The organism is Serratia surfactantfaciens, from assembly GCF_001642805.2.
Lineage (GTDB): Bacteria > Pseudomonadota > Gammaproteobacteria > Enterobacterales > Enterobacteriaceae > Serratia > Serratia surfactantfaciens.
On record NZ_CP016948.1, the window covers coordinates 1,787,444 to 1,812,840 of the forward strand.

A 25,397-nucleotide genomic window follows, 5' to 3' on the forward strand; every position below is an offset into this window, starting at 1 on the left:
ACTTGTCGTACCACTTTGAATTTGGAGGGATTTGTTAAGCAAGATAATAATAACACCGCGAACTGGCCGGCGCGGGGGAAATGCGTGAGAAAACGTAAAGCTCGTCGGCGGCGTTGTTACATTTCGCTATAAATTAATAGCTATATTATCATAGGTATTTATTTTAAGCTACTCCACCAAGCCGCTCAACAATCCGGCGGCGCCACACACTCTCTACCCATTTCGCCGTGTCGGCGGCAAGGAGACGCTTTCTATGAATACCGCACTGATCGCTCTGGACTACATCGTGGATATCTCCCACCCGGAAGGAAAAATTGCGCGCTCGGCGCAGCAGGTCATTGAGCGCGATGCTATCGCGCGGGCAAATAGCGCATTGTCTCTCGCGCAGCGCAAGGATTGGCTGCGCATACTGGTTAAAGTCGGTTTCGCGGCCGGCTATATCGATCAACCCAAATACTCGCGGATGTTTGGGCAGGCGCATCAATTTGGCGCTATCGCACTGGGCCAGCCGGGCACGGATTTTCATCCTGATTTAGCGTCTGATTTGGGGGAGTTAACCATCGTAAAACCGCGCGTCAGCGCGTTTTATGGCACCAATCTGGATGCGACGCTGCGCGCCCGCCGCATTGAACGGTTGGTGATCTGTGGGGTCAGCAGCACCTGGGCGGTACAGGCGACGGCGCGCGACGCGCACGATCGCGATTATCAGGTGCTGATACTGGAAGAGGCTTGCGCGGCGGCCACGGCGGAAGAGCACCGAATCTCGATGGAAACGCTTGCCACTATTGCCGATATCGTCACGCTGGAACAGCTGAGCGCATTGTGAAGCCGTTGCGTGAAGAAATCGCCTGGCGTCAGCTGCGACGGGGAGCATGGGTGTTGGCGCCGTTGCTGGTCCTGAGCCTGGCGACAGGCAATGCCAACTGGCTGAAGGCTTCGGTGGTCACCATATCGCTGTTTGTCGTTTGCGAGCGCCTTGAACTGGCGCCGCTCGGCGTGGCGCTACATGCGGCGGCATTGCTGCTGCTCTTTATGGCGCTGCTGTGCGCCATGCACACGCCGGTAATCTTCATTTTGGCGTGCGTGTTGGCAGCGGCGGCGGCGGTTGGGATCTCCGCGTTCGGCGGCAAGCTGCGATCCCTGGGGAATTTTATTTTTATTCCGGCTCTTTATCTGGCGTGTGAAACCGCTGAAGGTGGCGCCGGCGCGCCATTAGCCCAATGCGGCTGGGCGCTACTCCCTTTTCTGGGGGCCGCCGTCTTGCCGGTGCTGATGCTTGCACTGGCAGAGCATCGACGGCTAGCGTGGCTGTCGACGAGTGACAGCCTGCATCATTATCTCCAGCTGCGTCGCAGCGATGAGCTTGGCGCTCGCGTGGCCTGCGGCGAGGCTTTGCTCGCCGTAAGTTGTGCCGTTGCACTGTCGGCGGCGATCGTTGAGTGGCAACACATCGATTACGGGCAATGGGTGATCTGGTCGGCTGTCAGCGTGATCAGCGGCGATATGGCCGGTACGCGCAACAAACTCCGCCAGCGTGCGTCAGGCGCATTGCTGGGGGTGCCCATCGGTATTTTGCTGGGTAGCCTTATGCCGCATGGCAATGTGGGTTATGAACTGCTGAGCGTGGTGACGATGCTCACCTTGGTGTCTTTTCATCGTTATACCTTGGGGTTTGGCGCCCGTTGCGCCTGCATCGCCTGCGCGTTGGTGATTGCCGGAAGAGCGCCGTCGATCGCCGCAGAAAGGGTGGTCAATGTGTTGCTGGGCGGTGGCGTCGGTCTGCTGTTCGCTTTGGTGGTGCACGCGGTGTTGCCGCTCAACGCCGGCACCCGCCAATAGCGAGCTGGCATATTTCGGCCGCCAATTTCGGTTGACCGTACCCGGTCTCGGTGTGAAAGTACGGACAAATCTATCGTTATCTATTGATGCCAATGAAAAAAGATCATCCTGAAGACGTGACGCTGTTGCGCACGCAGTTAATGTCGCTGGTGCGCCGTTTGCGGCGCGAGTCGCGCAGCGACGAAAAATCCTGGGCCCAGCTGATGCTGCTGGGAGCTATCGATCGCCACGGCGGCGAGGCGACGCCGTCGCTGCTGGCGGAGTCGGAGCGTATGCGTTCCTCTAACCTGGCGGCCGCACTGCGGGAGCTGGAGGCCGACGGGCTGCTGGTGCGCACGCCGGATGCCGAAGACAAACGCCGGGTGCGGGTGCGTTTGACCCCCGCCGGGCTGGGCCTGCTGCAGCAAAGCCGCACCCGGCGCGAGGCGTGGTTGCTGGCGGCGATGGAAAGCTGTTTAACGGAGCAAGAACAGGCGCAGCTGATCGAAGCGGGGGCGTTGATGGCGCGGCTGGCGGCGGCGCCGCCAACGGACGCGGAATAATCGCCGGGCCGCCCGTGCGGCGAGGTTATGGCATCGGCCAATCGACCGGCATGGTGCTGACCACGTCTACGTAGCGATCCCAAGCCGACGACCAGAATTGGGTGAAGGCTTCCAGCGTGAGATGGATGCCCATCAGCCCCATCACGAACCAGCAGGCGGTAAACAGGCCCAGGCTGCTGAACATGAACGCCATGCCATTGCGGCTGGTTTTACGGCAAACGACGTTTAACTGGCTGGCGAAGAACATCATCACGGCGCTCAGCAACTCCCAGCGCATCATGATTAAACCGGTGGTAATGGTACTCATCGAACTCGATCCTATGTAACAAAAGCCGCATCCGGCAGGGCGCCGACAGGGAGATGCGGAGGGGAATAACGGGAATAATGTGATTTGGGTCACATTGTAGCATTGGGGTGAACGGCGGCTCAATGGGGAGCGCGGTGAAAAAATCGCCGCCGGTAACATTCCAATATGCTGAAACAGTTATGCCATTTCATTAGCAACCTTTTCATGGGGCGGCGCGCCCGATAACGCTATGCTTGCCGGCTTTTCAGTTCCCTGATTTTGCGGGGAAATGTGACGCAAAAGGTACCGGCACCGCATGGCCCTGTTAAAAGAAAAAATTCGCGACCACTCTGCGGAAGAGAGGCTGTTCATCCGCCGGGCGGCCGTGGCGCTGGCGCTGGTCGTCGTCTGTTTCGGCGCGCTGATCGTCAACCTCTACCGGCTGCAAATTCGCCAGCACGGCTTTTACCAGACGCGCTCCAATCAAAATGACATCAAGATGCTGCCGATCGCGCCCAGCCGCGGGCTGATCTTCGATCGCAACGGCATTCCGCTGGTGCGAAACGTGACACTGTATCGTATCGAAGTCACGCCCAGCAAAGTCGCCGACATGGCGGCGCTGTTGCGGGCGTTGACGCCGGTCGTCGATCTGACGCCGGAAGACATCAGTGCGTTTCGCGACGATATGCACCACAACAGCCGCTACAAACCGGTCACGCTGAAGGCGGGGCTGAACGACACCGAGGTGGCGCGCTTCGCCGTTAACCAATACCGTTTCGACGGGGTGACTATCGATACCTATCAGCAGCGTGAGTATCCTTATGGCGCCCAGCTGGCGCACGTGCTGGGCTATGTGTCGAAGATCAACGACAGCGATCTCAAACGCCTGGACAAGGCCGGCCTGAGCGAGAACTACGCCGCCGACCGCAATATCGGCAAACAGGGCATCGAGGCCTATTACGAGTCCGAACTGCACGGCACCACCGGTTATCAGGAGGTGGAGGTGGATAACCACGGGCGCGTGATCCGCTTGCTGAAGGAGCAGCCGCCGCAGGCCGGCAAAAACATCTATCTGACGCTGGATCTGCCGCTGCAACAGTACATCGAATCGGTGCTGAAGGGGCAACGCGCCGCCGTGGTGGTGGAAGACCCGCGCGACGGCGGTATCCTGGCGATGGTCTCCAGCCCCAGTTACGATCCCAACCCCTTCGTCAAAGGCATCGGCTACCAGGCCTATAAAGCGCTGCTGCACAACCCGGATTTGCCGCTGATCAACCGCGTCACCCAGGGGTTGTATCCGCCGGCTTCCACGGTGAAGCCCTACATGGCCGTTTCGGCGCTGTTCGCCGGAGTGATCACGCCCACCACCACCTTTTTCGGCGCGCCGACCTGGACGCTGCCCGGCACCGAGCGGCGCTACCGCGACTGGCTGAAAACCGGCCACGGCATGCTCAACGTGACCAAAGCGATCGAGGAATCCGCCGACACCTTCTTTTATCAGGTGGCCTATGAGATGGGCATCGATCGCATTCACCACTGGCTGAGCCAGTTCGGTTACGGCCAGTCGACCGGCATCGATCTGAACGAAGAGTACCGCGGCGTGCTGCCGAGCCGCGACTGGAAGCTGAAGGTGCACAAAAAGGGCTGGTATCAGGGGGATACGGTCTCGGTGGGCATCGGCCAGGGGTATTGGGTGGCGACGCCGATCCAGATGGTGAAAGCGCTGACCACGCTGCTCAACAACGGCCAGGTGAAAACGCCGCATCTGCTGTATTCGCTGCAGCAGGGCAACCGCGTGACGCGCTACCAGCCGCCGGCGCAAGCGGCGCAGATTGGCGATCCCAACTCGCCTTACTGGGGCATCGTGCGCAACGGCATGTACGGCATGGCCAACCTGCCGAACGGCACCGGTTACAAGCTGTTCCATACCGCGCCTTACCAGATCGCCGCCAAATCCGGCACCTCGCAGGTGTTCAGCCTGAAGCAAAACCAAACCTACAACGCCAAAATGATCCCGGTGCGGCTGCGCGATCACATCTTCTATACGTTGTTCGCCCCGTATAAAAACCCGCGGGTGGCAATGGCGCTGATCCTGGAAAACGGCGGCGGCGACGGCGTGGTGGCGGGGCCGACCGCGCGCGCGATCCTCGACCACATTTTCGACCCGGCCAACGCGCCGCAGTCCGGCGACCCGGCGCAAAGTAAACCGCAGTTAAACGACAGTGCGGATGTGCAACGGTGATGCGGTTTGTTTTTACTTTCTTACAAACTGCAATCTCCTGACCATTTCCGGCAATGTAGACTGAAATAACACCATAAACCGAATAAAAACGCAGGGTTAACACAACAGTGGCGCCATCGACCAAAAAGAGCGGTAAAACCTATTCCACAGTTCGTTTCGGCTGGATTTGCGCCGGCATGCTGGTCTGTTTTTTTCTGTTGGCGTTCCGGGTCGGCTATCTGCAGCTGTTGGAACACCAGCAGTTGGCGGACCAGGCTGACCAGCGTTCGATCCGCACCCAGGTGGTGCCGACCAACCGCGCCATGATCACCGATCGCAACGATGAGGCGCTGGCGGTCAGCGTGTCGTCCAAAGACATCGTGCTGGATCCGAAACACATTCTCGATACCCAGACCGACACTAGCAACGAGCGCTGGCAGAGCATGGCCAACGTGCTGAAGATCCCGCTGGCGGACATCCAGCACCTGATCCAGAGCAACGCGCGCAAGCGTTTCGTTTACCTGGCGCGCAAGGTGGAGGATGATAACGCCGCCTACATCAGTAAACTGCACCTGACCGGCGTCAGCACCGAGCAGGATTTCAGCCGCTTTTATCCGATGGGCCAGGACGCCGCCGGGCTGATCGGCATCGTTGGCCAGGACAATCAGGGGCTGGAGGGCATCGAGCTGGGCTTCAACCCGCTGCTGCAGGGTAAAAACGGCCTGCGGGTCTACCAGAAGGACGGCAGCGGCGCGGTGATCGGCGTGCTTAAAAGCGTGGATCCGGTGCCGCCGCCGAATGTGACGCTCAGCATCGACAAATTTATCCAGTACGTGCTCTATGCGCAGATCCGTGACGGCGTGGTGGCTAACCAGGCCGACTCCGGCTGTGCGGTGCTGGTCAAGATCGACACCGGCGAGATCCTCGGCATGGCCAGTTACCCGTCGTTCAACCCGAACAACTATGGCAGCACCCCGGCGAAGGATATTCGCAACGTGTGCAGCAGCGACAGCTTCGAGCCGGGCTCGACGGTGAAACCGGTGGTGGTGATGGTGGGGCTGGAGCATAAGCTGATCCGGCCGGATACCGTGCTGGACACTACGCCGTATCGGGTGAACGGTCACCTGATCAAAGACGTCGGCCACTGGTCGAAGTTGACCATCACCGGCGTGCTGCAAAAATCGAGCGACATCGCGGTATCGCACATTGCGTTGGCGTTGCCCGCCACGGTGCTGCCGGCGGTCTACCGCAGCTTTGGCCTGGGGCGACCGACCGAGCTCGGCATCGGCAACGAGAGCAGCGGCTACCTGCCGCAGCATCGCGAACGCTGGGCGGATATCGAACGCGCCACCTTCTCCTTCGGCTATGGCCTGCGCGTGACGCCGCTGCAGATGGCGCGCGAGTATGCCGCTATCGGCGCCTTCGGCGTTTATCGGCCGCTGTCGATCACCAAGGTGACGCCGCCGGTGATGGGGCAACGTATTCTGCCGGCCGATACGGTGAAAACCGTGGTGCATATGATGGAGAGCGACGCCTTGCCGGGCGGCAGCGGGGTGAACGCCGCGGTGCCGGGTTATCGGCTGGCGATCAAAACCGGCACCGCCGAGAAAATGGGCCCGAGCGGTAAATACGACGGCGGGTATATCAACTATACCGCCGGCGTGGCGCCGGCCAGCGATCCGCAGGTGGCGCTGGTGGTGATGGTCAACAACCCGAAAGCCGGCAAACACTTCGGCGGTTCGGTGGCCGGGCCGGTGTTCGGCAAGATCATGGCCCAGGTGCTGGAGCACATGAATATCCTGCCGGACGCCCAGCCGCTCAACGTGGTGTCGTCGGTCAAGAGCTAACCCGCGGGTTAACGCGATTCCAGCAGGCGCTTCAACGCCTGCAGATCGGCGTTAACCAGCCCGGCGTCGTGGGCGAACTGCGCGTCGTCCATGCCCGGCTGGCGGAACAGGGTGAAGATCACCTCGGCGCCTTGCCGGTTGGCGAGCGCGCGCAGCGGCACGTAGACCACGCCGCCGTCCGGCAGCGTCACCCAATGATCCAGCACGCCGAAGGCGTTCGGCGCGCTGAAGCGAATGCGGATCCGCCCCTGCGGGGTATCCGCCATCCAGTCTTCACCTTCCTGTCGCAAACTGTTGGCTAACCCTTTGGCCCACAATGGGAAGTTTTCCGGCCGGCTGAGAAAGGCGTATACCTCGTCACAGGGGCGGTTGATGGCGACATGCAGCGTCTGCGCGCTCAGCATCGTGATTTCTCCGGTTGACGGCGATACTTCAGTGTAGATCCCGCTGCGCTCAGAAGTAGTAACCGATGTTTACGTTGGTGCGAAAATACCATTTATTGCTGCCGGAGGACTGGGTACCGGTCCAGCCGGTGGCGTTTTCCACGCCGCCCCACGGGTTGGCGTTCTGCGCCCAGGTCAGATCCACCCACAGCATCACCGGCATGGCGAACACCTGCACCCCGAGCGTATTCATTTTGGAGTCGGAGCCGCCGCGCTTATCTTTCCAGAGCACGCTGTAGTCGTTGTAGAACCGCAGTTTTTTCACCGGACCCCAGGGCACCTCGACGTCGCGCGCCAGGTTGATGGCGGCGGTGGTGGCCTGCGAGGGGATCAGATAGGCCGGCGTCAGGCCGTTGCCGCCCATCAGGATCACCGAATTGTTGGCTCCGGCCGGGCCTTTGGCGTCGTAACCGTAGCGGATCAGCTGGCCGGACAGATGCCAGGCATCTCGATTCACCAGCGTGTGCAGGCCGGCCGCCCAGAAGCTGCCGTTATCGCCGGTCGCCTGGTTGTAAAGCCGCGAGGCCGCCAGCGAACCGCCGAGCTCGTTATCCCAGCCGCCCGGGTGGAAAGCGTGCGTCAGCCGCAGGTTCAGCTGATCGCGTTTTTCGTTGCGCTGCAGGTGCTGCGAGGCAAAGTTGGTGTTCTTCAGATCGTCGTAGCTGGCGACGTCGGGAGCGTAACGCACGCCGGCCGGCATCATGCGCGGGTAGTAGGCGGCGTCGAAGGCCCAATCGCCCTGTTGATATTGGTATTTGGCGCCCAGCCCGGTGTTGACGCCGAAGCCGAGGTAAAACGGAATGCCGTACGACCAACCGAACTGCGGGTAGGGCATCAGGCCGAAGGGTTTGAACGGCGCGCCAAGCTGCACGGCGGAACGCTCAGACAGGTGATAGCCGACATAGGCGCGGTCGATGGCGTATTTGCGCCGATCCTGAAACCAGAATCCGCTATCGAAAAATGCGTCGTTTACCTGACCGGCGGCGTCGATGCGAAAGGCGTCAAAGCGTAAATGCGGCGGATGCCGATAATTGCTGCTGTGCCAGTCTTCATAACGATAATTGGCGCGCAGTGCGCCGCCGATATCGATACTCTTTTTATTGTCATCGCTTTGCCAATGAATATGGGGAAATGCCGGACGACTTTTTTTGACCGGCGCCGCGGTGGCGGCCGTGTCGTTGGCTAATGCGGAGGCTGCCGCATAACTCATTGGTGAAACAAGCAAAAAACAAAGGGTGATCTTGCGCATGTCCGGCCCCTGATGAATGTTTGGTCTCTATTAAGGCGAGCGGGCTTTACCTGAAAATAAGGCATTGTCGCTCGTTTGTTTTATATTTGAGACGATTTCATTGCGCGTTTCATATATTAAATTCACTTCCGGTTAATATATGAAACTTTGTTTCTTGTTTAATGGGGGAACTATAAATCCGCGATTAAACAAGTCAAGCAATAAAAATAAACGTTGATGTACCATACCGTCGATTTTGCCATTTTTCTTGGTGAGGGGCGGCGCAGAGCAGACTGAAATATTAGTGTCATCAATGCCCGTTAGACTCGCGGCATCCTGGTATTACTGACTAAAAATCATGAACATAAAACTGACACTTGGCCGCAGGGTAAAACCTGCGACGGCGCTGCCGCGCGCGTTTGGCTTCGGCAAGAGCATGGGATTATTAAGCGGCGTAATTTGCGTTATTGCGCTATTTTCTCTGCTGCAATTGTTTTCCACCGTATTTATTTCCAATATTCTGCGTGACGCCAAGGTTAACCTGGTGACGGGCGACGCGTTGCATCGCCAACAGGCGGCGATGGATCGCGCCAGGCTGTCGCTGTTGACGGCCAGCGACAGCCTGAACCGCGCGGGCATCTATTATCTGCAGGACCAAGCCACCGGCTCCGACGGCAGTTGGCACAGCCTGCTGGATGAGTCGTTGGCGGCGCTGCAGGCTTCCGAGCAGGCCTTCGCCCAGTTCGAACGTTTGAGCGCGGATGCGGCGGCGGCGGCGGCCCTGAAAGACGGCTATCGTCTGTTTTATGACGGCCTGAAAGAGCAGGCGCAAGGGCTGCAAGGCAGCAGCGGCATCGAGGCGTTTTTCGCCGTGCCGATCCAGGCGTTTCAGGCGGATTTCAACGAGAAGTATCTCGCTTATCAGGCGCTGAACGAACGGCGCGGCGATGACGTCAACGTGCGGCAATTGGCGGCGCTGGAGCAGGCCAAGACCTTTGCGCTCGGCGCGCTGGCCGCGTTGGCGCTGATCGCCGTTGGGGTGTGGTTCGCCGTCTCCCGCTGGGTGATCGCGCCGCTGCAGCGGGCGATCGCGCACCTCAACGTGCTGGCCGCCGGCGATCTTTCGCGGCCGCTGCCGCCTGAAAGGGCGGTTAACCGCGAGATGCGTCAACTGCAAACCAGCATCGGCCACATGCAAGGCGGCCTGCAGCGCTTGGTGAGCGAGGTGCGCGACGCGTCGAGCGGGATCCTGAACGGCGTCGGGCGGCTGGCGGACGGCAATCGACAGCTGACGGCACAGTCGGCGAAGCAGGACGGCGAATTGCACTTGGCGACCGAGCACGTGCAGCAGCTGGCGGCGCGGGTGGAAGAAAATGGCCAATACGCGCGGCAGGCCAGTGAACGCACTGAACAGGCCCGCCAGTGCGCCGGCGCCGGTGAGCAGATGATGCAAACCGTCAATGTCTCGATGCAAGGGATCGTCAACCAATCGGCTGAGATGCGCGGCATTGTGGCATTGATCGACAGCGTGGCGTTTCAGACCAATATTCTGGCGCTGAATGCGGCGATCGAGGCCGCGCACGCCGGCGTTCACGGCCGCGGTTTCGCCATCGTGGCTAAGGAAGTAGGCCTGCTGGCGCAGAAAAGCAGCCATTCGACGCGCGATATTCAGCAGTTGATCGGCCGCTCATTGCAGCAAATCGATCGGGGATCGCAGGCGGTGGATCTGTTGACGGGCAACCTGCGGCAGATTATCAGTCTGGTGAACAAGTGCAGTGCGCTGATGGGGGAAATTTCGCTGGCGTCACTCAATCAGGGGGAGAGCATTCAGGACGTGACGGCGCGCATCACCGCGCTGAATCAGGTGGCGCGGCAAACCGGCAGCGTGGTGAACGCGGTGACCGAGGCTTCGCAGTTGCTGCAGGGGGAGTCGGAACGATTGGAAAAAGCGATGGCGCGCTTCAGGCTGCCTGCGCAATAAATACTTCTGGTGCAGGTTAATTAATAATAAAGCTGCGCTTAACGTTATTTGTTATTGTTCCTTCCGAAGGACGTTCATCGGGATAAATAAAGCAGGCCGGCGCGCGTGGATTAACAAAGCGCCGGCCTGCTGAGATATATTTAACGGAATGATTAACGGCTGGTCTGGTGGCCGATAATGCCGCCCAGCGCTGCGCCGCCGAGTGTGCCCAGCGTGCTGCCGTCGGTCAATACCGCGCCGCCGACGGCGCCGACACCCGCGCCGATCGCCGTGTTGCGATCGCGATTGGACATATGCCCACATGCGGTAACGGAAAGCGTTGCCATCACCACCACCAACACACCCGCAGCACGTTTAATATTCATAATGAGTTCCTGGTAAATTGGCGGATTAATGGATTAAAAATAATCCGATTAAACCGCCGGTAGAAGTTGGGATGAATGTATTCCTCCGTAAGAAAATCGAACAGGTAAAAATTCTTAATTTTGCGGCGGCGAAAAGCGTTTGCTCGCCGAATGTGCGGCCGCCGGCGAAACCGCGGGTCTATACTGAGAAGACGCCTCGTGGGGGACGGGGCACACGTTGTGGAGGTTGCCATGTCCGATCTCGTTTCCGCATCCGGCAAGCCGGTGAAAATTCCCGGGCCGGATCATCCGATTACGTTAACTCGCCATCCCATGCGGGTCGTGGTGCACGCCGCCGGCCAAATCCTGGCCGACAGCCGCAACGCGCTCATTTTACGGGAAGCCAACTATCCGCCGGTGTTTTACTTTCCGCGTGAGGATGTGAAGATGGCGCTGCTGCAGAAAAACCATCGCGTTAGCTACTGCCCTTATAAGGGCGACTGCAGTTATTTCGACCTCGCGCTGAACGGCCCGCAGGGGAACAATACGGCCTGGAGTTATGAAATGCCTTACAACGCCGTGGTGGCGATCAAGGAGCATCTGGCATTTTATGCCGATAAAGTGGCGGAGATCCGTACCGAAGCCTGAGCCGCCGTCGCCGCCGGGCGGGGGCTGGTTGACATTCCGCTAATCCCTACTCATTATGTGTATTACCGGAAATTGATACGCTTTCCTTATGTTTTAATCCGACATAAACGAAACTCTGAGCAGGTGCCAAGGTGTCTACCTCTACGCGATTTGCCGTTGCCATCCATATCCTGACCAACATCACGCTGTGTCGCGGCCAGACGGTGCGTTCCGAAGACATCGCCCGCAGCGTCAACACCAATCCGACGGTGGTGCGGCGCATCCTCGGCGCGCTGGCGGAAGCGGGGCTGACCTATTCACAAATGGGGCAAGGCGGCGGGGCGCTGCTGGCGCGGCCGGCGGAAGCGATCTCGCTGCTGGACGTGTATCGCGCGGTGGAGGATCAACCCTATTTCATGCTGCATCGCGCCCGGCCTAACGATGCGTGCTATATCGGCCACGCCATTACCCCGGTGCTGGAGCAAGAGTTCGCGCGCGTGGGGCATGCGCTGGAAGCGAGCCTGGCGCAGACCAGCATCGCCGAAATGGCCGGGCAGGTCGAGCGGCGCGCCGGCTATCCTTTCGCCCCCTGTTCGCCGCAATATCAAGCAGATACGCAATAAAAAATCCACGCCAATCCCTTTGCCGCACAGAGCATTTTTTGCATTGCGTTAATGTAATTGTGTAAGTTACATTAGCTCGCATCAAGTGTGATGTAGCTCACGTTTTAGACTGCCTCCCCACGATAATCAACCGATTAGCCGGAAACCTTTTCTTCCGGCGCAGATTCGCTGTGCTTAAAAACCAGGAGAGAACGATGTTAGAAATGCTTGAAAGCTTGGCCACCGTGGTGGTCCTGGTGCCGGTAATGGTAGCCGTACTGCTCGGCGCGATTTACGGCTTGGGTGAAGTGTTTAACGTCTTTTCCGCTATCGGCCGCAAAAACGGCTGAGCCCGCATGTCAGGGGGCGGTTATCGCCCTCCGTCTCCCTCGCATTTCCTTTACTCGATGATTGACCGGTCGCGTAAATACCCACCTAATCCTGAAAAAGTCGAGCGCTCAGCGTATCGATAAACACGCGGAGTTTCGGCGTCAGATGCTTGCTGGAAGGCCACAGGACTTTGAAGCTGCCGCTGTGGTGACAATGCTCGCGCAATATCTGCTGCAATCGCCGCTGTTCCAGTGCGCGCTTCACGGCAAAATCCGGCAAACAGGCGCACCCCCAGCCTGTTCTCCAAACGGGCGATGCTTTTTCCCACCGCTGATGCCGAGATGCCGAGCATGCGGCCGGCGTCAACGAAACTGAGAGTTTCAGCGGCCTGCACGAAAGCGCTCACGCCGGCTAAGTTATCCATCGGGCATCCTATTGCGGACGTTAGTGTCCGTTATTAAGGGAAATCTAGCCTGTTTTTTCATTAATCACCAGGCTCTATGCTCGGTAACTACCACAGTGATTGGCGACCTGGAGCAATGGAAATGAGTGAATACGGGCAGAGCGTTGGCGTGATAGATCGGGCTGTCGATCGCGCCTTGGCGGAGAAACGGCTGGTTGGCGCAGTGGTCCTGGTAGCGCAGGGCGGTGAGATCATTTATCGCCGCGCGGCGGGCATGGCGGATCGCGAAGCCGGCAAGCCGATGGCGTGCAATACGCTATTTCGTCTGGCTTCGGTGTCCAAACCGATCGTGTCCACGGCGGCGCTGGCGCTGATGGCGCAGGGCGGCATGCAGTTGGACGATCCCATCACCCGCTGGCTGCCGAATTTTTGTCCGCGGCTGGCGGATGGCACTCTACCGCTGATAACGCTACGGCATCTAATGACTCACACCGCCGGATTAAGTTACCGCTTTTTCCAGCCGGAAGGGGGATTCTACGCCCAATTGGGTATCTCCGACGGCATGGATGAGGCGTCTGTCAGCCTGCAGGAAAACGTGCGGCGTATTGCCTGCGCACCTTTGCTGGCCCCGCCCGGCGCGGAGTGGCGTTACTCCATCGCGACCGATGTGCTGGGCGCGGCAATTGAACAGGCGAGCGGCTTGCCGCTGGCGCAGGCGGTCAAAAAATGGGTGACCAGGCCGTTGGCGATGACGGATACCGATTTCCTGGCGGCGGATCCCGCGCGTTTGGCGGCGTCTTACGCCGATCATCCCGGCGAACCGCGCCGCTTGCACCAGCCGGACCATTTACCGTTTTTCGCGGGCAGCGCCGGGTTTCATCTGTCGCCGGCGCGTGCGCTGGATCCGCAGACATACGCTTCGGGCGGCGCCGGCATGGTCGGGTCGGCCGAAGATTTCCTGCGCTTGCTGGAAACGTTGCGCCAAGGCGGCGGGCAGGTGCTGCCGCCCGATTGGGTGACGGCATTCACCAGCAACCAAATCGGCGATCTGCCGATGCCGTTTTGGCCGGGGCGCGGCTTCGGCCTGGGCATTACCGTGCTGAAAGATCCCGTCGCCGCACAAACGCCGGAGTCCGTTGGCACCTGGCGGATGGGGGGAACCTATGGGCATTCGTGGTTTGTCGATCCCACCCGGCAGCTCAGCGTGGTGGCGTTTACCAATACGGCGCTGGAAGGCATGTCCGGCGCCTTTGTCGGCGAGATTTGTCAGGCGGTTTATGCCGCGACGGGGGGGATGTGATGGGCTTGATACCGCCGATTTTCTTCATTGCGCTGGGGCTGTTTGGCGTTTATTGCATCGAGTTCGGCGTGGTGGGCATCTTGCCGCAGATCATCGCGCGGTATGGCATTTCCACGGCGCAGGCCGGCTGGCTGGTTGGGGTCTTCGCCTTGACCATTGCGTTGCTCGGGCCGCTGTTGGTGCTGCTGGCGTCGCGATTCAATCGTAAACGCACGCTGCTGATTACATTAACGGTATTTGCGGCGGCCAGCGCGTTGTCCGCTCAGGCGGACAGCTTTGCCATGCTTATGCTGCTGCGCATTTTGCCGGCGTTATTCCATCCTGTCTATTTTTCGCTGGCCATGGTGGCGGCCGCAGCGCTTTATCCACCGCATCAGGCCACCAAAGCAACCGCCTATGCGTTTATCGGCACCAGCATGGGCATGGTGTTGGGCATACCGCTGACGCAATGGATCGCTGAACAGTTCAGCTATGAAGCATCGTTCCGGTTTTGCGCGTGGGTGAACCTCCTGGCGGCGGCGGGGTTACTGGTGCGTTTGCCGGACGTCGCCGTTCAACGCCTCAGTTATGGCAAACAGCTGATGGTGCTGCGCAGCGGGACGCTGTGGCTAAATATAAGCACCTGCGTGCTGATATTTGCCGCCATGTTTGCGGTCTATGCCTACGCGGCTGAATATCTCAGCCGTGAAATCGGCTTCAGCGGTGGCGCCATCGCCTTTCTTCTGGTGGCATTCGGCGTGGGTGGCGTTGCAGGCAACCTGTTGGCCGGCAAGGGGTTGGGCCGCCGCCGTGCAGTGACGGTGCTGCTGCATCCGGTAGCCTTGATTGCGGCTTATGCGCTGCTGTATCGCTACGGCAGCACGAACCTTGGTTCGATGACGGCACTTTGTCTGTATTGGGGGGCGGCGCACACCAGCGGTTTGATTGTGACCCAGATCTGGCTGACCTCCGAAGCGCCGCAAGCGCCGGCGTTCGTCACCGGGCTGTATATCGCCTTTATCAATCTGGGTGTGGCGCTGGGTTCGCTGGCGGGCGGCTGGTTTATCGCCGCTTGGGGGTTACAGGGCAGCCTGCTGTGTGGAACCGCATTTGCCGCACTGGCGGTGATGACGATCGCCGCCAGGCTGTGGTTGCAGCGCCAAACTACCCTCGCGCGCCGTCGATCATCGCCATCACTTGCCGGAACATCGCGCTTTCCGCATCGGCGAGCTCGTTGACCAACGTAAAGTGATTGCAGTGGCGGTCTGCCAGCAGCTGGACGTCGAGACCATGCGCCAGGCAAGCGTCATAATAGGCCTGTGTCTGGTTTTTAAACCCCTGCGTTTCCCGCTGGCCGACGTCGAGCAGGATCTGCGGCGCATGGCCTTTCGGCGGCAGCAGAAACAGCGGGCTGAGGGTGTGCGCCTGCTCGGGCGTCAGGTGCAGCCAGTCGTTGATATAGATATCGCACAGCGGGCGCAGATCGTATAAGCCGCTCAGCGCCAACGCGCCTTTGATCGCATCGGGCGGCAGACGATAGCGTTGCTGCCAGCCGTCGGCGATCAGCATGCCGCACAGATGCCCGCCGGCCGAACTGCCGCTGACGAAAATGCGCGCCGGATCGATGCCGAATGGTGCCCCGTGATGATAAAGCCAGGCGACGGCGCTGCGTACCTCATGCACGATCTCCGCCAGCGTCGCTTCCGGCGCCAGCGTGTATTCCAACGTAGCGACCGCCACGCCGCGGCGGGCAAACGCGGCGGCCATCGAACAGGCTTCCTCTTTGCGCTGCGAATGCCAGTAACCGCCATGAATAAAGATCAGCAGCGGGGCGGGCTGAATGCTGGCCGGGAACAGATCGAGGCGTTCGGCGGCACCCATGCCGTAGCGCAGGTCATAAATGCCCGGCGTCTGCGCTTTGGCGCGCTGGGCCAGCGCGGCGTATTCCGCCATGCAGGCGTCAAAATCCTCGACCGAAGCGCGGGCGTTGTATTGCACGGCGCGCGCGTTCAGGTTTTCAAACGTCAGATCGATGCTCATCATTTCTCCTGGTTGTTATGCGTTCTGCCTCCATCATTGTCCAGGCGGCGAAAAGATGTTTGATCTCCTGTGCGCGCCAATGCGTCTTCTCTGATGCCGTTTTTTGCTGTATATTGCTGTTTAATGCTTTTTATTGCGGGATAAACCATGCACAAAGCGGCGCGACAACGACATTTACTGGATTTGCTCAGCGAACGCGGGCAGGCGGCGGTAGCGGAATTGGCCAACGCCATCGGCGTTTCCGTCGATACCGTGCGCCGCGATCTGGCCGATCTCGAGCGGCAGGGGTTGGCGCAAAAACATCACGGCGGGGCGATCGCGCTTGAACCGTCCGGCATGCCGCGCCAGGCGCGCGCGGCGCTGTTGCCGCAGATCAAACAGCGGCTCGGCCGCGCGGTGGCCGCACAGATCCCGCCCGGCAGCACTCTGATGCTGGATGCGGGCAGTACGCTGCTGGCGGTGGCGCAAGCGTTGCGCGGCCCGGCCACGGTGATCACCGCCTCGCTGGATATCGCGCAGTGCCTGAGCGACAGGCCGGAGATCCAACTGATCCTGCTGGGCGGTCAGTGGGATGCGCGTCAACGGCTGTTCGCCGGCAGCGCCACGTTGGCGTTGCTGGCGCGCTATCGCGCGGACATCGCCTTGCTGGGCGCCTGCGCGGTGCATGCTCAGCTGGGGCTGAGCGCCGGCGAAGAGGCCGATGCCGAGGTCAAACGCGCCATGCTGGCCAACAGCGGTGAGCGCTGGCTGGTGGCCGACCATATGAAGCTGGATCGCTGCGAACCGCATCACGTTGCGGATCTGGCGCAGATCCAACGCCTGTTTACCGATCGCCCGTGGGACAACCTGGACGAGCAATCAATGATTGAACTTTGTGTCGTCGCCGACGACCGCTAGAGGAGAACACTGATGAACGATAACGCTCAACCGTTGCAGGTGGCGCTGATTGGCTACGGCTTTGTCGGCAAGGCGTTTCACGCGCCGCTGATCAACGCCGTGCCGGGGCTGGAACTCAGCGTGGTGGCTTCGCGCGACGCCGCCAAAGTTCACGCCGACCTGCCGCATGCGCGCGTGATCGCCGATCCGCTCGAGGCGATCCGCCTGCCGGAGGTCGATCTGGTGGTGATTGCTTCGCCGAACGCCACCCATGCGCCGCTGGCGCTGGCCGCGCTGGAAGCGGGAAAGCATGTGGTGGTGGATAAGCCGTTTACGCTGGACCTGGCGGAGGCGCGCACGCTGATTGCGGCGGCGGAGAAGCACGGCCGCCTGCTGTCGGTATTCCAGAACCGCCGCTGGGACAGCGATTTCCTCGGGGTGAAACAGGTGATCGAGCAGGGGCTGATCGGCAAGGTAACGCATTTTGAGTCGCACATCGATCGCTACCGCCCAGAAGTGCGGGTGCGCTGGCGCGAACAGAACCTGCCCGGCAGCGGGCTGTGGTTCGATTTGGGGCCGCACATGGTCGATCAGGCGCTGCAGCTGTTCGGGTTGCCGCACAGCGTGCAGGCCAACATCGCCACGCTGCGCGCCAACGCGCAGGTCAATGACTGGGCCCATGTGGTGTTGAACTACCCGACGCACCGCGTGATCCTGCACGGCAGCATGCTGGTGGCGGGCGGCGTTTCACGCTTTACCGTGCACGGCGATAAGGGCAGCGTGGTCAAGGCGCGCGCCGACGGGCAGGAGAGCCAGCTGCTGGCCGGTGTGACGCCGGGCTCGGCGGACTGGGGCAAAGACGACGACGCGATGAGCCTGTTTATCGGCACGGAGCCGGCGCGCACGCTGCCGACGCCGGATGGCGATCAGCGCCAATATTACTTCCAGGTGCGCGATGCGCTGCGCGGCACCGGCGCCAACCCGGTTACCGCGTCGCAGGCGCTGGCGGTGATGGCGGTGCTCGAGGCGGCCACCCTGGCGGCGGAAACAGGCGTCACTCAAACGCTGCCGCTCACTGCGGCGGAGATCGCCGCCTGGTAAAGGCGTTGCGCCAGATAAGGCGTCAGATGCATTGATACAGTGCATATCATGCGTCTTCCGCCATTCCAGACCCTGACATAGGCTAACCCTCAGTCTATGTCAGGAGTCTTTATCATGTTATCCCATCCTTCGCCGCAGGGCGTCCGCGGCATACTGGCCGCACTTTCTCTGAGCATGCTGCTGTCGTCGCTCGGCATCAGCATCGCCAACGTCGGGCTGCCGGTGCTCGCCGCCGCGTTTCATGCCTCGTTCCAGGCCGTGCAGTGGGTGCTGCTCTGCTATCTGCTGGCCGTCACCACCTGCATCATCGGCATCGGCCGCTTGGGCGACAGCCGCAATCGCCGGCGCCTGCTGCTGGCGGGCATCGCGCTGTTTACCGCCGCTTCGCTGGCTTGCGCGTTGGCTCCGCAGCTTTGGCTGTTGTTGGCGGCGCGCATAGCGCAGGGGCTGGGAGGCGCTGTGATGATGTCAATCGCCATGGCGCTCGCGGGCGAGGCGCTGGGCGCGGAAAAAATCGGCCGCGCGATGGGGCTGCTCGGCACCATGTCGGCGGTGGGCACCGCGTTGGGCCCGTCGTTGGGCGGCGCGCTGATCGCCGGTTTCGGCTGGCGGGCGATGTTCCTGATCAACCTGCCGCTGGGCCTGCTGGCGTTGTGGCTCGTCTGGCGCTGCTTGCCGGATGGGCCACGGACGACTGCGCGCCCGGAACCTTTCGATCGCGCCGGCACGTTGCTGCTGGGCGGCGCATTGCTCTGTTACTCGCTGGCGATGACCCTCGGGCGCGGCAATTTCAGCGCGCTCAATCTGGCGTTGATGTTGGGCGCTTTGCTGGCGGGGGCGCTGTTTATCCGCGTGGAGCGCCGCGCCGCATCGCCGCTGTTGGCGCCGACGATGTTCCGCCATCCGGCCTTGACGGCGGGGCTGGCGGCCAGTGCGTTGGTGATGACGGTGATGACCGCCACGCTGGTGGTCGGACCGTTCTATCTGTCGAGGGCGCTAGGCCTAAGCGCCGCGCAGGTCGGGCTGGTGATGTCGGCGGGGCCGGCGGTGGCCATTCTGACCGGCATTCCGGCCGGCTATCTGGTGGATCGCTTCGGATCGCAACGCATCGCCCAGTTTGGGCTGGCGGCGGTGGCCGCCGGGGCGGCATTGCTCTCGTTGCTGGGCCGTTGGGGCGTGCTTGGCTATGTTGCGCCGATCGCGCTGTTGACCGCCGGCTATGCGCTGTTCCAGGTGGCCAACAACACGGCGCTGATGAAGGATCTGTTTCCTGAACGGCGCGGACTGATCGCCGGCATGGTGAACCTGGCGCGCAACCTCGGCGCGATCACCGGCGCTTCGGCGATGGGGGCGCTGTTTTATCTGGCTTCGCAACGGGTGGCGGGCGCCGCCGCCGCGGCCGCTTACGGTATGCAGGTGACCTATGGTGCGGCGGCGCTGTTGGCGTTGGCGGCGTTGCTCATCGCCCTCGGTGGCCGCCGATTGACGCTGCGTTATGACGCGCGCTGAACGGCATAACGCTCTTGTACGAAACCGTTGTCCGATTGTGTAACGGCGAGCAAGCGTAGACGCTGCTCAGGGGCATCGGCGCCGAACAAAGGAATGCCGCCGCCCAGCAGCAGCGGCACGCGCGTGATGGTCAATTCGTCGATCAATCCGGCCTGCAGAAAGCGCTGCACGGTCTGGCCGCCGTCGATATACAGGTGACGGCAGCCTTGGCTAGCCAACTGCGCGACGATGGCCGCCGGTTCGCCATTCATCCAGCGAACGTGGCCTGCCTCTTGCGGCGCGGGCGGCTGCGTCGACAGCACCACCACCGGCAGTTCGCCATAGGGCCATTCGGGAAAGGCGCGGACTTTTTCATAGGTATGACGTCCCATCACCAGCGCGTCGACGTCGGCGATAAACGCCTCATAGCTCAACCCGTTGAGCAACGACACTGCGTATTCGGGACGCAGCAGCCAGTCGATGTCGCCGTCCGCACCGGCAATGAATCCGTCTACGCTGGTGGCGATGTAAACCGAACATTTCATCAGGCGAGATCTCCCCGGTAAACCAAATGAACCTTGTTGCCGTCGGGATCGCGCAGGTAAGCGCCGAAATAGCCTTTGCCGTAGTGCGCGCGCTCGCCGGGTTCGCCTTCACTGCTGCCGCCCGCCAACAGGCCGGCGGCGTAGGCGCGTTTGACCGCCACTTCATCGGCGGCGAGAAAGGCCAGCATGCTGCCGTTGCCGGCGCTGGCGGGCTGCCGGTCGAAGGGCTGGTAGGCATAGAAACGCGGCAGTGTCTGGCCCGGCATCACCCAGCAGCGAGCGGCGGGGCCGCCGTCCGGCGTCACTTCCCGCCTTTGTAATCCCAGCGGCAACAAAATCGCGTCGTAGAACGCGGCGGCGGCGTCCAGATCGCTGACGCCGACGGTAATATGGCTGAACATGGCGCTTCCTTTCCGAAAAGAGAGTGTGAAGGCATAGAACAGTAGCAGCGATATCGCAGGATGGACAGGCCGCAGCGGAGGATTCGGATTAAGGGCGCGCGCAGGGGCGAACGCGCTTCACGGTTTGCGGCGCCGGCGCCGATCAATTGCTCTCGACGCGGGGATTGGCGTGCGTCGGCTGGCTGGGATAATCCACCTGATGCTTTTGCAGATAATCGCGGATCAGCTGGCGCACCACTTGGGAAGGGGTAACGTCCTGCTGCAGACAGAGTTCTTCCAGGGCTTTCTTTTTGTCCGGGTCAATCAGCACCGTCAGCCGCGCCGTTTTCTTTTCCATCAGGATCCTCCAGAGAATGATAACTGAATGATAATACCATGTGGGCGAAGCGGCCAGCCAGAGCGCGCCGCCGCCCGCATTCAGCGGAAATGCAGCCGCTCTATTTTGCGCGACAGGTAGCCGAGCTCGCAGTTGAACAACTCGCCGCTGCCGGCGGCCAGCGTGCGCAGCGTGCTCAGCGGCAGCGTCACACGGGCCGGCGTAGCGTAAATGATCACGTTGCCGCTGGGGGCGACGCAAAACAGCACGGTGTTGAATACCCGATGCAGGCTGTGATACAGCAGGCTGTTTTCGTCGGGCAGGTCGTGGTAATTCAGCACCAGCCAGCCCCCGTCGTTCAGCCGCGCGGCGCAGTTCTCCAGAAATGTCTGACTGCCTTGCTGCGGATCCATGGCGAACGCCGAATAGAGATCGGAAAAGATCAGATCGTAGCGTGCCTCGGCGGGCGGGCGCACGAAGTCCATGGCGTCGGCGGTGCGCAGGCTGATGGTGTCGGTGGCCGGCAGCGTAAAGTAGCGGCGCGCGACGGCGATCACCGCGGCGCGCAGCTCGACCACGTCCAGACGCATCGCCGGATCGAAGGCATGCAGCGCACGCAGCAGGCTGCCGCCTCCCAGGCCCAGAATCAGCGCCGATGCCGGCGGCTGCCAGGCCACCGCCATCAGCATCGCTTTGATGTAGTTGTGGATCGGTTGTGCGGGGTTGCTGAGGCTCATCTTGCTTTGTTCGCAGATGCCGTCAAACCGCAGCGTGCGGTAGTCCTTGTGATCGGAAACGATGATTTCGCCCCAGGCGTCGGCTTCGCGGGCGATCACCTGACCGCGCGGGGAGAAATCGAGGGTTCTGAGTAAGCTGTCAACCAGAGACATGGTATTCGCAGGGCTCCTTTGGCAAGCGGCCTATTTACGGGCGCACATGAAATCGGCGGTGCAAATGCGCCGGCCATCGATGCTGGCGCGGCCGGTGAAGCGGGCGATCGCCCCGCGCCGGCGCACGAAAGCGACCTCCATCAACACCTGGTCGCCGGGACGGGCGGCGCGATAAAACCGCGCCCGCTGAATGGCGGCGAAGTAGTAATGTTCCCCTTCATTGAGCGCCCCGAGATAGTAATGCGCCAACAGACCGGTGCTTTGCGCCAGCGCTTCCACCAACAGCACGCCGGGAAAACCGGCGAAATGCGCGTGGCCGCTCCAGAACGTCGGCTCATTGGCGGTGATGTTCTTGATGGCGCTCAGCCGCCCTTCGGCGATGCAGGTACCGGCGGGCAGCACGCGATCGACCAACAGACAGGGATAGCGATGAGGCAAAATCGCCTGAATATCGTTGAATTGCAGGGGTTGACCATTCAATGGCATGGGAGTGCGTGATCCTGTCTGCGGCGAAACCGGTGCGATGCCGGCGTTCAGTTCATTATGAGTGTAATGACATTATAATAAAATTATCATCAGATGTGCCAGGTGAAAAAACAGACGGCGGCGCGCAGGGGGAGTTAGGCATGGGAGAGGCACCCGATCCTGACGATCGGGTGTCGCGGCGAGCTTAGTGCTTGGAGCGGGTCACCTTGTCCAGGTAGCCCATCACGAAAGCGGAGAGCACGAAGGTGAGGTGGATGATCACATACCACAACAGCTTGTTGTCAGGTACGTTCTTGGCATCCATAAACACCCGCAGCAAATGGATGGAGGAGATGGCGACGATAGACGCGGCGACTTTGTTTTTCAGCGACGTGGCGTCCATTTTGCCCAGCCAGCTCAGTTTCTCTTTCCCTTCGCTGATATCCAGCTGCGAGACGAAGTTTTCATAGCCGGAGAACATCACCATCACCAACAGGCCGCCGACCAACGCCATGTCGATCAGCGACAGCAAGGTCAGCACCAGATCGGCTTCGGTAACGGCAAAAATATTTGGCAGGACGTGGAGAATTTCCTGAAAAAACTTGATCGACAGAGCGACCAGGGTAAGCGACAGGCCAAAATACACCGGCGCCAGCAGCCAGCGAGAGGCGTACATCGCATTTTCTAACAAGCGTTCCATAACATTATCTGAGTGTGGTCAAAAGGGCGCTCAGTATAGCGCAGGAGACCCGGGCGAAATCAACCGCTTGCCAATGGCTTGGGGATATTTGCGGTTGGGCATTCGCCGTAGCCTTAGGCATGACAATGGCATCATATGGGCATAAACTGCCGCTCTGTCTTGTCTTGCCACCGTGCGTCGATGGCTGCTCAAACTAAGGATGGTTATATGACTGACAACGCGTTTATCGCGAGAACACGAGCCGTCAACGGCTGTTTTTCCATGTTCCTGCTGATGTTCCTGATTACATTTATTCCGTTGTTTATTGAGAACCGCGCCGTATTGATGCAGCAAGGACTATTGCTGCCGTTGCTATATGGGATGGAATTCGTCGCTATATTTTCGCTGTACCTTCTCTTTTTCCGCCGCAGGGAAGGATTAGGCAAAGGCGAGGTTAAACGCAGCGACTTTGCGCTGCTGCTGTTCGCTCTGTTGGTGATTCAGTTCATTTTACCGCGCTTGCTGGGCGTGGAAAAAACGGAAGCTTGGGTGACGGAGCAGGTGGCGCTGCCCGGTGAGATTTTAGCGCTCAATGCCGGCTTGTTGATCTTCGTCGTCCCCATCTATGAAGAGATCGTATTTCGTGGCTGTTTGTTTAACGCGCTGATGTATTGGTTTAACGATAGGGTGCTTTGGACCGCGTTAACGGTGTCTGTCATCTTTGCCGTTTTACATACCCAGTACACCGATTGGCGCACGTTGGTTGCCCTGTTTTTAATCTCGCTGGTGTTGACGGCCGCCAGAGTGAGATCCAAGGGACTCGCTTTATCCATTGGGCTGCATATGACCATGAATGGCGTCGTGATGGCGGCCAGCTACGCGCTAAGTTGAATTCGCCATTACGCCGGCTGGGCTTCGGGTCTCAGTGCCGGGCTTTTTTACCGTCGCTGTGGCCGAGAGAACGCTCGGGGAAACTGTGATCGCGCAGCCGCTGTTTCAGCTGCGCCGCATCGGGGAAACCGCCGTCAATCTTGCGATCCCAAATCATCACGCCATCGACGCTGATTTGATAGACCCCGCCGGTGCCCGGCATCAGGGTGACGGAGGCGAGATCGTCGCCGAAGGTATTGAGCAGCTCTTGCGCCATCCAGCCGGCGCGCAGCAGCCAATTGCATTGTGAACAGTAGTGAATCGTAACGGCGGGGGCGTTTTTCATCATTGATCGACCGGTTAGTGGAAGCGGCTTGCAATCAGCTCGATGGCTCGCAAGCGATGGTGGCTTTGTCGCGCCAAATAGTCAAGCGCCTGCTGAGGCCGCCAGGCGCGGATAACGGCGGCGGCCTCAGACCCTCGGGCGCTATGGCTTGCTTTTGGCGAGCCATTCGACCCCGCGCAGCATGCCCGCCCAATAAAATCGGGGTAAAAACCAGGCTTTCAGCCACCATGCCATGCGGCTGGGTTGGGTGTTGTCGAGCAGGGGAAAGGTGGGGAGCAATTTACTGTCGTAACCAAACTCAGCCAGCACAACCTTGCCTTTTTCTACCGTCAATGGGCACGAGCCATAGCCATCGTAATGCGCCGTGGGCGGAGCGCCGTTAATCAGCGCCGCGATGTTCTCGGCTACCACCACCACCTGTTTGCGAGCCGCAGCCAGGGTTTTGGCGTTGGGCGTGGCGCAACAGTCGCCAACGGCAAAAATCGTCTGCCAGCGCTTATGCTGCAGAGTGAACTTATCCACGTCGCACCAGCCGGATCCGTCAGACAGGCCGCTTTGGGCAATAAACGCCGGTGCGGACTGAGGCGGCACAACGTGGAGCATGTCGAAGGGCAGTGTGACCTCGCGTTTCTCTTCTTCATCACTGTCCAGAGCAAAGATCGCCTGCCGACGCTTCCCTTCGACGCGCACTAAATTATGCCGAAAATTGACCTGTGCGCGGTATTTTTTCAAATAATCGGTCAGCGGAGGAACAAATTGTGGCACACCGAAAACCGCCGTGCCCGCAAGGCAGAAATTGACGTTAATATTATTCAGAGCGCCTTGTCGCCGCCAATGATCGCATGAAAGATATAAGGCTTTTTGCGGCGCGCCGGCGCATTTTATGGGAAGCGTTGGTTGTGAAAATATCGCCTTGCCGCCTTGCATCTCCCGGACAAGTTTCCAGGTGTATTCTGCAAGATCAAAACGATAATTAGAGGTGACGCCGTTAAACCCTAACGTCTCTTCAAGGCCTTCTATTTTATCCCAACGTAAAACAAGGCCGCAGGCAACAATAAGGAAATCATAGCTTACACGTTTCCCCTGACGGGTCTCGATATATTTTTCATCGGGGTCAACCCTGACAACGCTGTCCTGGAGCCATGAGACGCCAGAAGGAATCACATCGCGCATGGCGCGCTGCGTTTTACTTATATCAAAGAGCCCGCCGCCCACCAGGGTCCATGCCGGCTGGTAATAATGACAGTCATTGGGTTCAACGACAGTTATATCCGCATCTTTAACTCGCTTCCTTATGCTTGCGATGACGCCGATGCCAGATGAACCACCACCAATAACAACAACTTTCTTCAGGGTGTTTATTTTTTCTGGTTTCATGCAGGTCTCCTTTCATAAGAAAGTAGGGGGT

At 60.1% G+C, this 25,397-nt stretch carries 28 protein-coding genes and 1 pseudogene; 15 read left to right on the top strand and 14 right to left on the bottom strand.

The genetic code is table 11. The features are described 5' to 3' along the window. Positions 1–253: 253 nt before the first annotated feature. From ATE40_RS08575 to ATE40_RS08585, 3 genes are all read left to right on the top strand, one after another. On the top strand, positions 254–826 hold the full coding sequence (locus ATE40_RS08575) for a cysteine hydrolase family protein (RefSeq protein WP_063919436.1): 573 nt from the start codon (positions 254–256) through the stop codon (positions 824–826). Continuing rightward, positions 823–1,839 (top strand): FUSC family protein, encoded by a 1,017-nt coding sequence (locus tag ATE40_RS08580; RefSeq protein WP_063919437.1) that lies wholly within the window; start codon positions 823–825, stop codon positions 1,837–1,839. The genes ATE40_RS08575 and ATE40_RS08580 overlap by 4 nt, the downstream gene beginning before the upstream one ends. 92 nt (positions 1,840–1,931) lie before the next feature. Beyond that, a complete protein-coding gene (locus ATE40_RS08585) occupies positions 1,932–2,381 on the top strand; it encodes a MarR family winged helix-turn-helix transcriptional regulator (RefSeq protein ID WP_019456317.1) in 450 nt (149 codons plus the stop codon). A gap of 25 nt (positions 2,382–2,406) precedes the next feature. Here the strand turns inward: ATE40_RS08585 and ATE40_RS08590 are convergent, their stop codons facing one another. Further along, a complete protein-coding gene (locus ATE40_RS08590) occupies positions 2,407–2,688 on the bottom strand; it encodes a YjcB family protein (RefSeq protein ID WP_063919438.1) in 282 nt (93 codons plus the stop codon). A 295-nt stretch (positions 2,689–2,983) separates the two neighbouring features. On the opposite strand from ATE40_RS08590, the gene mrdA reads away from it, so the two are divergent. Both mrdA and ATE40_RS08600 read left to right on the top strand, forming a co-directional pair. Then, positions 2,984–4,909, top strand: a complete 1,926-nt coding sequence (gene mrdA, locus ATE40_RS08595) for a penicillin-binding protein 2 (RefSeq protein ID WP_063919439.1) — start codon at positions 2,984–2,986, stop codon at positions 4,907–4,909. Positions 4,910–5,016: 107 nt separating this feature from the next. Beyond that, on the top strand, positions 5,017–6,735 hold the full coding sequence (locus ATE40_RS08600) for a penicillin-binding transpeptidase domain-containing protein (protein WP_025159737.1): 1,719 nt from the start codon (positions 5,017–5,019) through the stop codon (positions 6,733–6,735). Between the two features lie 8 nt (positions 6,736–6,743). Here the strand turns inward: ATE40_RS08600 and ATE40_RS08605 are convergent, their stop codons facing one another. Beyond that, positions 6,744–7,139, bottom strand: a complete 396-nt coding sequence (locus ATE40_RS08605) for an SRPBCC family protein (protein ID WP_019456313.1) — start codon at positions 7,137–7,139, stop codon at positions 6,744–6,746. Between the two features lie 49 nt (positions 7,140–7,188). Continuing rightward, on the bottom strand, positions 7,189–8,427 hold the full coding sequence (locus ATE40_RS08610; protein WP_063919440.1) for a hypothetical protein: 1,239 nt from the start codon (positions 8,425–8,427) through the stop codon (positions 7,189–7,191). A gap of 337 nt (positions 8,428–8,764) precedes the next feature. Here ATE40_RS08610 and ATE40_RS08615 point away from each other — a divergent pair, with 337 nt between their 5' ends. Next, positions 8,765–10,387 (top strand): methyl-accepting chemotaxis protein, encoded by a 1,623-nt coding sequence (locus tag ATE40_RS08615; protein ID WP_063919441.1) that lies wholly within the window; start codon positions 8,765–8,767, stop codon positions 10,385–10,387. A gap of 152 nt (positions 10,388–10,539) precedes the next feature. On the opposite strand, the gene osmB is transcribed toward ATE40_RS08615, so the two are convergent. Further along, positions 10,540–10,752, bottom strand: a complete 213-nt coding sequence (gene osmB, locus ATE40_RS08620; protein ID WP_004940700.1) for an osmotically-inducible lipoprotein OsmB — start codon at positions 10,750–10,752, stop codon at positions 10,540–10,542. Between the two features lie 231 nt (positions 10,753–10,983). On the opposite strand from osmB, the gene ATE40_RS08625 reads away from it, so the two are divergent. From ATE40_RS08625 to ATE40_RS08635, 3 genes are all read left to right on the top strand, one after another. Beyond that, positions 10,984–11,379, top strand: a complete 396-nt coding sequence (locus ATE40_RS08625) for a DUF427 domain-containing protein (RefSeq protein ID WP_063919442.1) — start codon at positions 10,984–10,986, stop codon at positions 11,377–11,379. A gap of 131 nt (positions 11,380–11,510) precedes the next feature. Next, positions 11,511–11,981 (top strand): Rrf2 family transcriptional regulator, encoded by a 471-nt coding sequence (locus tag ATE40_RS08630; protein WP_019456309.1) that lies wholly within the window; start codon positions 11,511–11,513, stop codon positions 11,979–11,981. A gap of 194 nt (positions 11,982–12,175) precedes the next feature. After that, positions 12,176–12,310, top strand: coding sequence for an AcrZ family multidrug efflux pump-associated protein (locus tag ATE40_RS08635; RefSeq protein WP_019456308.1), 135 nt, complete (start codon positions 12,176–12,178; stop codon positions 12,308–12,310). A gap of 257 nt (positions 12,311–12,567) precedes the next feature. On the opposite strand, the pseudogene ATE40_RS24930 reads toward ATE40_RS08635, so the two are convergent. Continuing rightward, positions 12,568–12,714, bottom strand: a pseudogene (locus tag ATE40_RS24930) (helix-turn-helix domain-containing protein); the annotation flags it as partial. Between the two features lie 121 nt (positions 12,715–12,835). On the opposite strand from ATE40_RS24930, the gene ATE40_RS08640 reads away from it, so the two are divergent. Both ATE40_RS08640 and ATE40_RS08645 read left to right on the top strand, forming a co-directional pair. Further along, a complete protein-coding gene (locus tag ATE40_RS08640) occupies positions 12,836–13,993 on the top strand; it encodes a serine hydrolase domain-containing protein (protein ID WP_063919443.1) in 1,158 nt (385 codons plus the stop codon). Beyond that, a complete protein-coding gene (locus ATE40_RS08645) occupies positions 13,993–15,210 on the top strand; it encodes an MFS transporter (protein WP_019456305.1) in 1,218 nt (405 codons plus the stop codon). Before ATE40_RS08640 ends, ATE40_RS08645 begins: the two co-directional genes overlap by 1 nt. Here the strand turns inward: ATE40_RS08645 and ATE40_RS08650 are convergent. Further along, positions 15,137–16,012 carry an alpha/beta hydrolase gene (locus ATE40_RS08650; RefSeq protein ID WP_019456304.1) on the bottom strand — a complete coding sequence of 292 codons (876 nt, stop codon included), beginning with the start codon at positions 16,010–16,012 and terminating at the stop codon, positions 15,137–15,139. The two genes, ATE40_RS08645 and ATE40_RS08650, sit on opposite strands and share 74 nt — an antisense overlap. A 147-nt stretch (positions 16,013–16,159) precedes the next feature. Between ATE40_RS08650 and ATE40_RS08655 the strand changes: the two genes are divergently transcribed. The 3 genes from ATE40_RS08655 to ATE40_RS08665 all read left to right on the top strand — a co-directional run bounded on the left by ATE40_RS08655 (position 16,160) and on the right by ATE40_RS08665 (position 19,498). Next, positions 16,160–16,909, top strand: coding sequence for a DeoR/GlpR family DNA-binding transcription regulator (locus tag ATE40_RS08655; RefSeq protein WP_019456303.1), 750 nt, complete (start codon positions 16,160–16,162; stop codon positions 16,907–16,909). A 12-nt stretch (positions 16,910–16,921) separates the two neighbouring features. Further along, positions 16,922–17,989: an oxidoreductase gene (locus ATE40_RS08660; RefSeq protein ID WP_063919444.1), complete on the top strand. Its 1,068-nt coding sequence runs from the start codon at positions 16,922–16,924 to the stop codon at positions 17,987–17,989. A gap of 114 nt (positions 17,990–18,103) precedes the next feature. Beyond that, complete coding sequence (locus ATE40_RS08665) at positions 18,104–19,498, top strand: MFS transporter (RefSeq protein ID WP_063919445.1); 1,395 nt, start codon at positions 18,104–18,106, stop codon at positions 19,496–19,498. Here ATE40_RS08665 and ATE40_RS08670 read toward each other — a convergent pair. From ATE40_RS08670 to ATE40_RS08695, 6 genes are all read right to left on the bottom strand, one after another. After that, a complete protein-coding gene (locus tag ATE40_RS08670) occupies positions 19,483–20,022 on the bottom strand; it encodes a dihydrofolate reductase family protein (protein ID WP_019456300.1) in 540 nt (179 codons plus the stop codon). The two genes, ATE40_RS08665 and ATE40_RS08670, sit on opposite strands and share 16 nt — an antisense overlap. Next, complete coding sequence (locus ATE40_RS08675) at positions 20,022–20,423, bottom strand: VOC family protein (protein ID WP_025159742.1); 402 nt, start codon at positions 20,421–20,423, stop codon at positions 20,022–20,024. Before ATE40_RS08675 ends, ATE40_RS08670 begins: the two co-directional genes overlap by 1 nt. Positions 20,424–20,565: 142 nt before the next feature. Beyond that, entirely contained in the window at positions 20,566–20,760 is a 195-nt protein-coding gene (locus ATE40_RS08680; protein WP_019455315.1) for a ribbon-helix-helix protein, CopG family, read from the bottom strand. A gap of 80 nt (positions 20,761–20,840) precedes the next feature. Beyond that, the gene (locus tag ATE40_RS08685; protein WP_063919446.1) at positions 20,841–21,629 is read right to left on the bottom strand and encodes a spermidine synthase; all 789 of its coding nucleotides are present in this window, start codon (positions 21,627–21,629) and stop codon (positions 20,841–20,843) included. 30 nt (positions 21,630–21,659) lie between these two features. Continuing rightward, complete coding sequence (gene fabZ, locus ATE40_RS08690) at positions 21,660–22,115, bottom strand: 3-hydroxyacyl-ACP dehydratase FabZ (RefSeq protein ID WP_019455317.1); 456 nt, start codon at positions 22,113–22,115, stop codon at positions 21,660–21,662. Positions 22,116–22,299: 184 nt separating this feature from the next. Beyond that, positions 22,300–22,794, bottom strand: a complete 495-nt coding sequence (locus ATE40_RS08695) for a TIGR00645 family protein (RefSeq protein ID WP_019455318.1) — start codon at positions 22,792–22,794, stop codon at positions 22,300–22,302. 207 nt (positions 22,795–23,001) lie between these two features. Between ATE40_RS08695 and ATE40_RS08700 the strand changes: the two genes are divergently transcribed. Next, the gene (locus ATE40_RS08700) at positions 23,002–23,664 is read left to right on the top strand and encodes a CPBP family intramembrane glutamic endopeptidase (protein ID WP_019455319.1); all 663 of its coding nucleotides are present in this window, start codon (positions 23,002–23,004) and stop codon (positions 23,662–23,664) included. Positions 23,665–23,695: 31 nt separating this feature from the next. On the opposite strand, the gene ATE40_RS08705 is transcribed toward ATE40_RS08700, so the two are convergent. Continuing rightward, the gene (locus ATE40_RS08705; RefSeq protein WP_025159743.1) at positions 23,696–23,989 is read right to left on the bottom strand and encodes an Rdx family protein; all 294 of its coding nucleotides are present in this window, start codon (positions 23,987–23,989) and stop codon (positions 23,696–23,698) included. Positions 23,990–24,130: 141 nt separating this feature from the next. Further along, positions 24,131–25,366, bottom strand: a complete 1,236-nt coding sequence (locus ATE40_RS08710) for an NAD(P)/FAD-dependent oxidoreductase (RefSeq protein ID WP_063919447.1) — start codon at positions 25,364–25,366, stop codon at positions 24,131–24,133. Positions 25,367–25,397: the final 31 nt, after the last annotated feature.

Coding starts and splice junctions, on each gene's coding strand:
- ATE40_RS08645 (WP_019456305.1), top strand. CDS start 13,993: ATGGGCTTGATACCGCCGATTTTCTTCATTGCGCTGGGGCTGTTTGGC.
- ATE40_RS08655 (WP_019456303.1), top strand. CDS start 16,160: ATGCACAAAGCGGCGCGACAACGACATTTACTGGATTTGCTCAGCGAA.
- ATE40_RS08625 (WP_063919442.1), top strand. CDS start 10,984: ATGTCCGATCTCGTTTCCGCATCCGGCAAGCCGGTGAAAATTCCCGGG.
- ATE40_RS08585 (WP_019456317.1), top strand. CDS start 1,932: ATGAAAAAAGATCATCCTGAAGACGTGACGCTGTTGCGCACGCAGTTA.
- mrdA (WP_063919439.1), top strand. CDS start 2,984: ATGGCCCTGTTAAAAGAAAAAATTCGCGACCACTCTGCGGAAGAGAGG.
- ATE40_RS08680 (WP_019455315.1), bottom strand. CDS start 20,760: ATGGAAAAGAAAACGGCGCGGCTGACGGTGCTGATTGACCCGGACAAA.
- ATE40_RS08700 (WP_019455319.1), top strand. CDS start 23,002: ATGACTGACAACGCGTTTATCGCGAGAACACGAGCCGTCAACGGCTGT.
- ATE40_RS08660 (WP_063919444.1), top strand. CDS start 16,922: ATGAACGATAACGCTCAACCGTTGCAGGTGGCGCTGATTGGCTACGGC.
- ATE40_RS08670 (WP_019456300.1), bottom strand. CDS start 20,022: ATGAAATGTTCGGTTTACATCGCCACCAGCGTAGACGGATTCATTGCC.
- ATE40_RS08685 (WP_063919446.1), bottom strand. CDS start 21,629: ATGTCTCTGGTTGACAGCTTACTCAGAACCCTCGATTTCTCCCCGCGC.
- ATE40_RS08695 (WP_019455318.1), bottom strand. CDS start 22,794: ATGGAACGCTTGTTAGAAAATGCGATGTACGCCTCTCGCTGGCTGCTG.
- ATE40_RS08590 (WP_063919438.1), bottom strand. CDS start 2,688: ATGAGTACCATTACCACCGGTTTAATCATGATGCGCTGGGAGTTGCTG.
- fabZ (WP_019455317.1), bottom strand. CDS start 22,115: ATGCCATTGAATGGTCAACCCCTGCAATTCAACGATATTCAGGCGATT.
- ATE40_RS08665 (WP_063919445.1), top strand. CDS start 18,104: ATGTTATCCCATCCTTCGCCGCAGGGCGTCCGCGGCATACTGGCCGCA.
- ATE40_RS08705 (WP_025159743.1), bottom strand. CDS start 23,989: ATGAAAAACGCCCCCGCCGTTACGATTCACTACTGTTCACAATGCAAT.
- ATE40_RS08575 (WP_063919436.1), top strand. CDS start 254: ATGAATACCGCACTGATCGCTCTGGACTACATCGTGGATATCTCCCAC.
- ATE40_RS08605 (WP_019456313.1), bottom strand. CDS start 7,139: ATGCTGAGCGCGCAGACGCTGCATGTCGCCATCAACCGCCCCTGTGAC.
- osmB (WP_004940700.1), bottom strand. CDS start 10,752: ATGAATATTAAACGTGCTGCGGGTGTGTTGGTGGTGGTGATGGCAACG.
- ATE40_RS08615 (WP_063919441.1), top strand. CDS start 8,765: ATGAACATAAAACTGACACTTGGCCGCAGGGTAAAACCTGCGACGGCG.
- ATE40_RS08650 (WP_019456304.1), bottom strand. CDS start 16,012: ATGAGCATCGATCTGACGTTTGAAAACCTGAACGCGCGCGCCGTGCAA.
- ATE40_RS08675 (WP_025159742.1), bottom strand. CDS start 20,423: ATGTTCAGCCATATTACCGTCGGCGTCAGCGATCTGGACGCCGCCGCC.
- ATE40_RS08610 (WP_063919440.1), bottom strand. CDS start 8,427: ATGCGCAAGATCACCCTTTGTTTTTTGCTTGTTTCACCAATGAGTTAT.
- ATE40_RS08640 (WP_063919443.1), top strand. CDS start 12,836: ATGAGTGAATACGGGCAGAGCGTTGGCGTGATAGATCGGGCTGTCGAT.
- ATE40_RS08710 (WP_063919447.1), bottom strand. CDS start 25,366: ATGAAACCAGAAAAAATAAACACCCTGAAGAAAGTTGTTGTTATTGGT.
- ATE40_RS08635 (WP_019456308.1), top strand. CDS start 12,176: ATGTTAGAAATGCTTGAAAGCTTGGCCACCGTGGTGGTCCTGGTGCCG.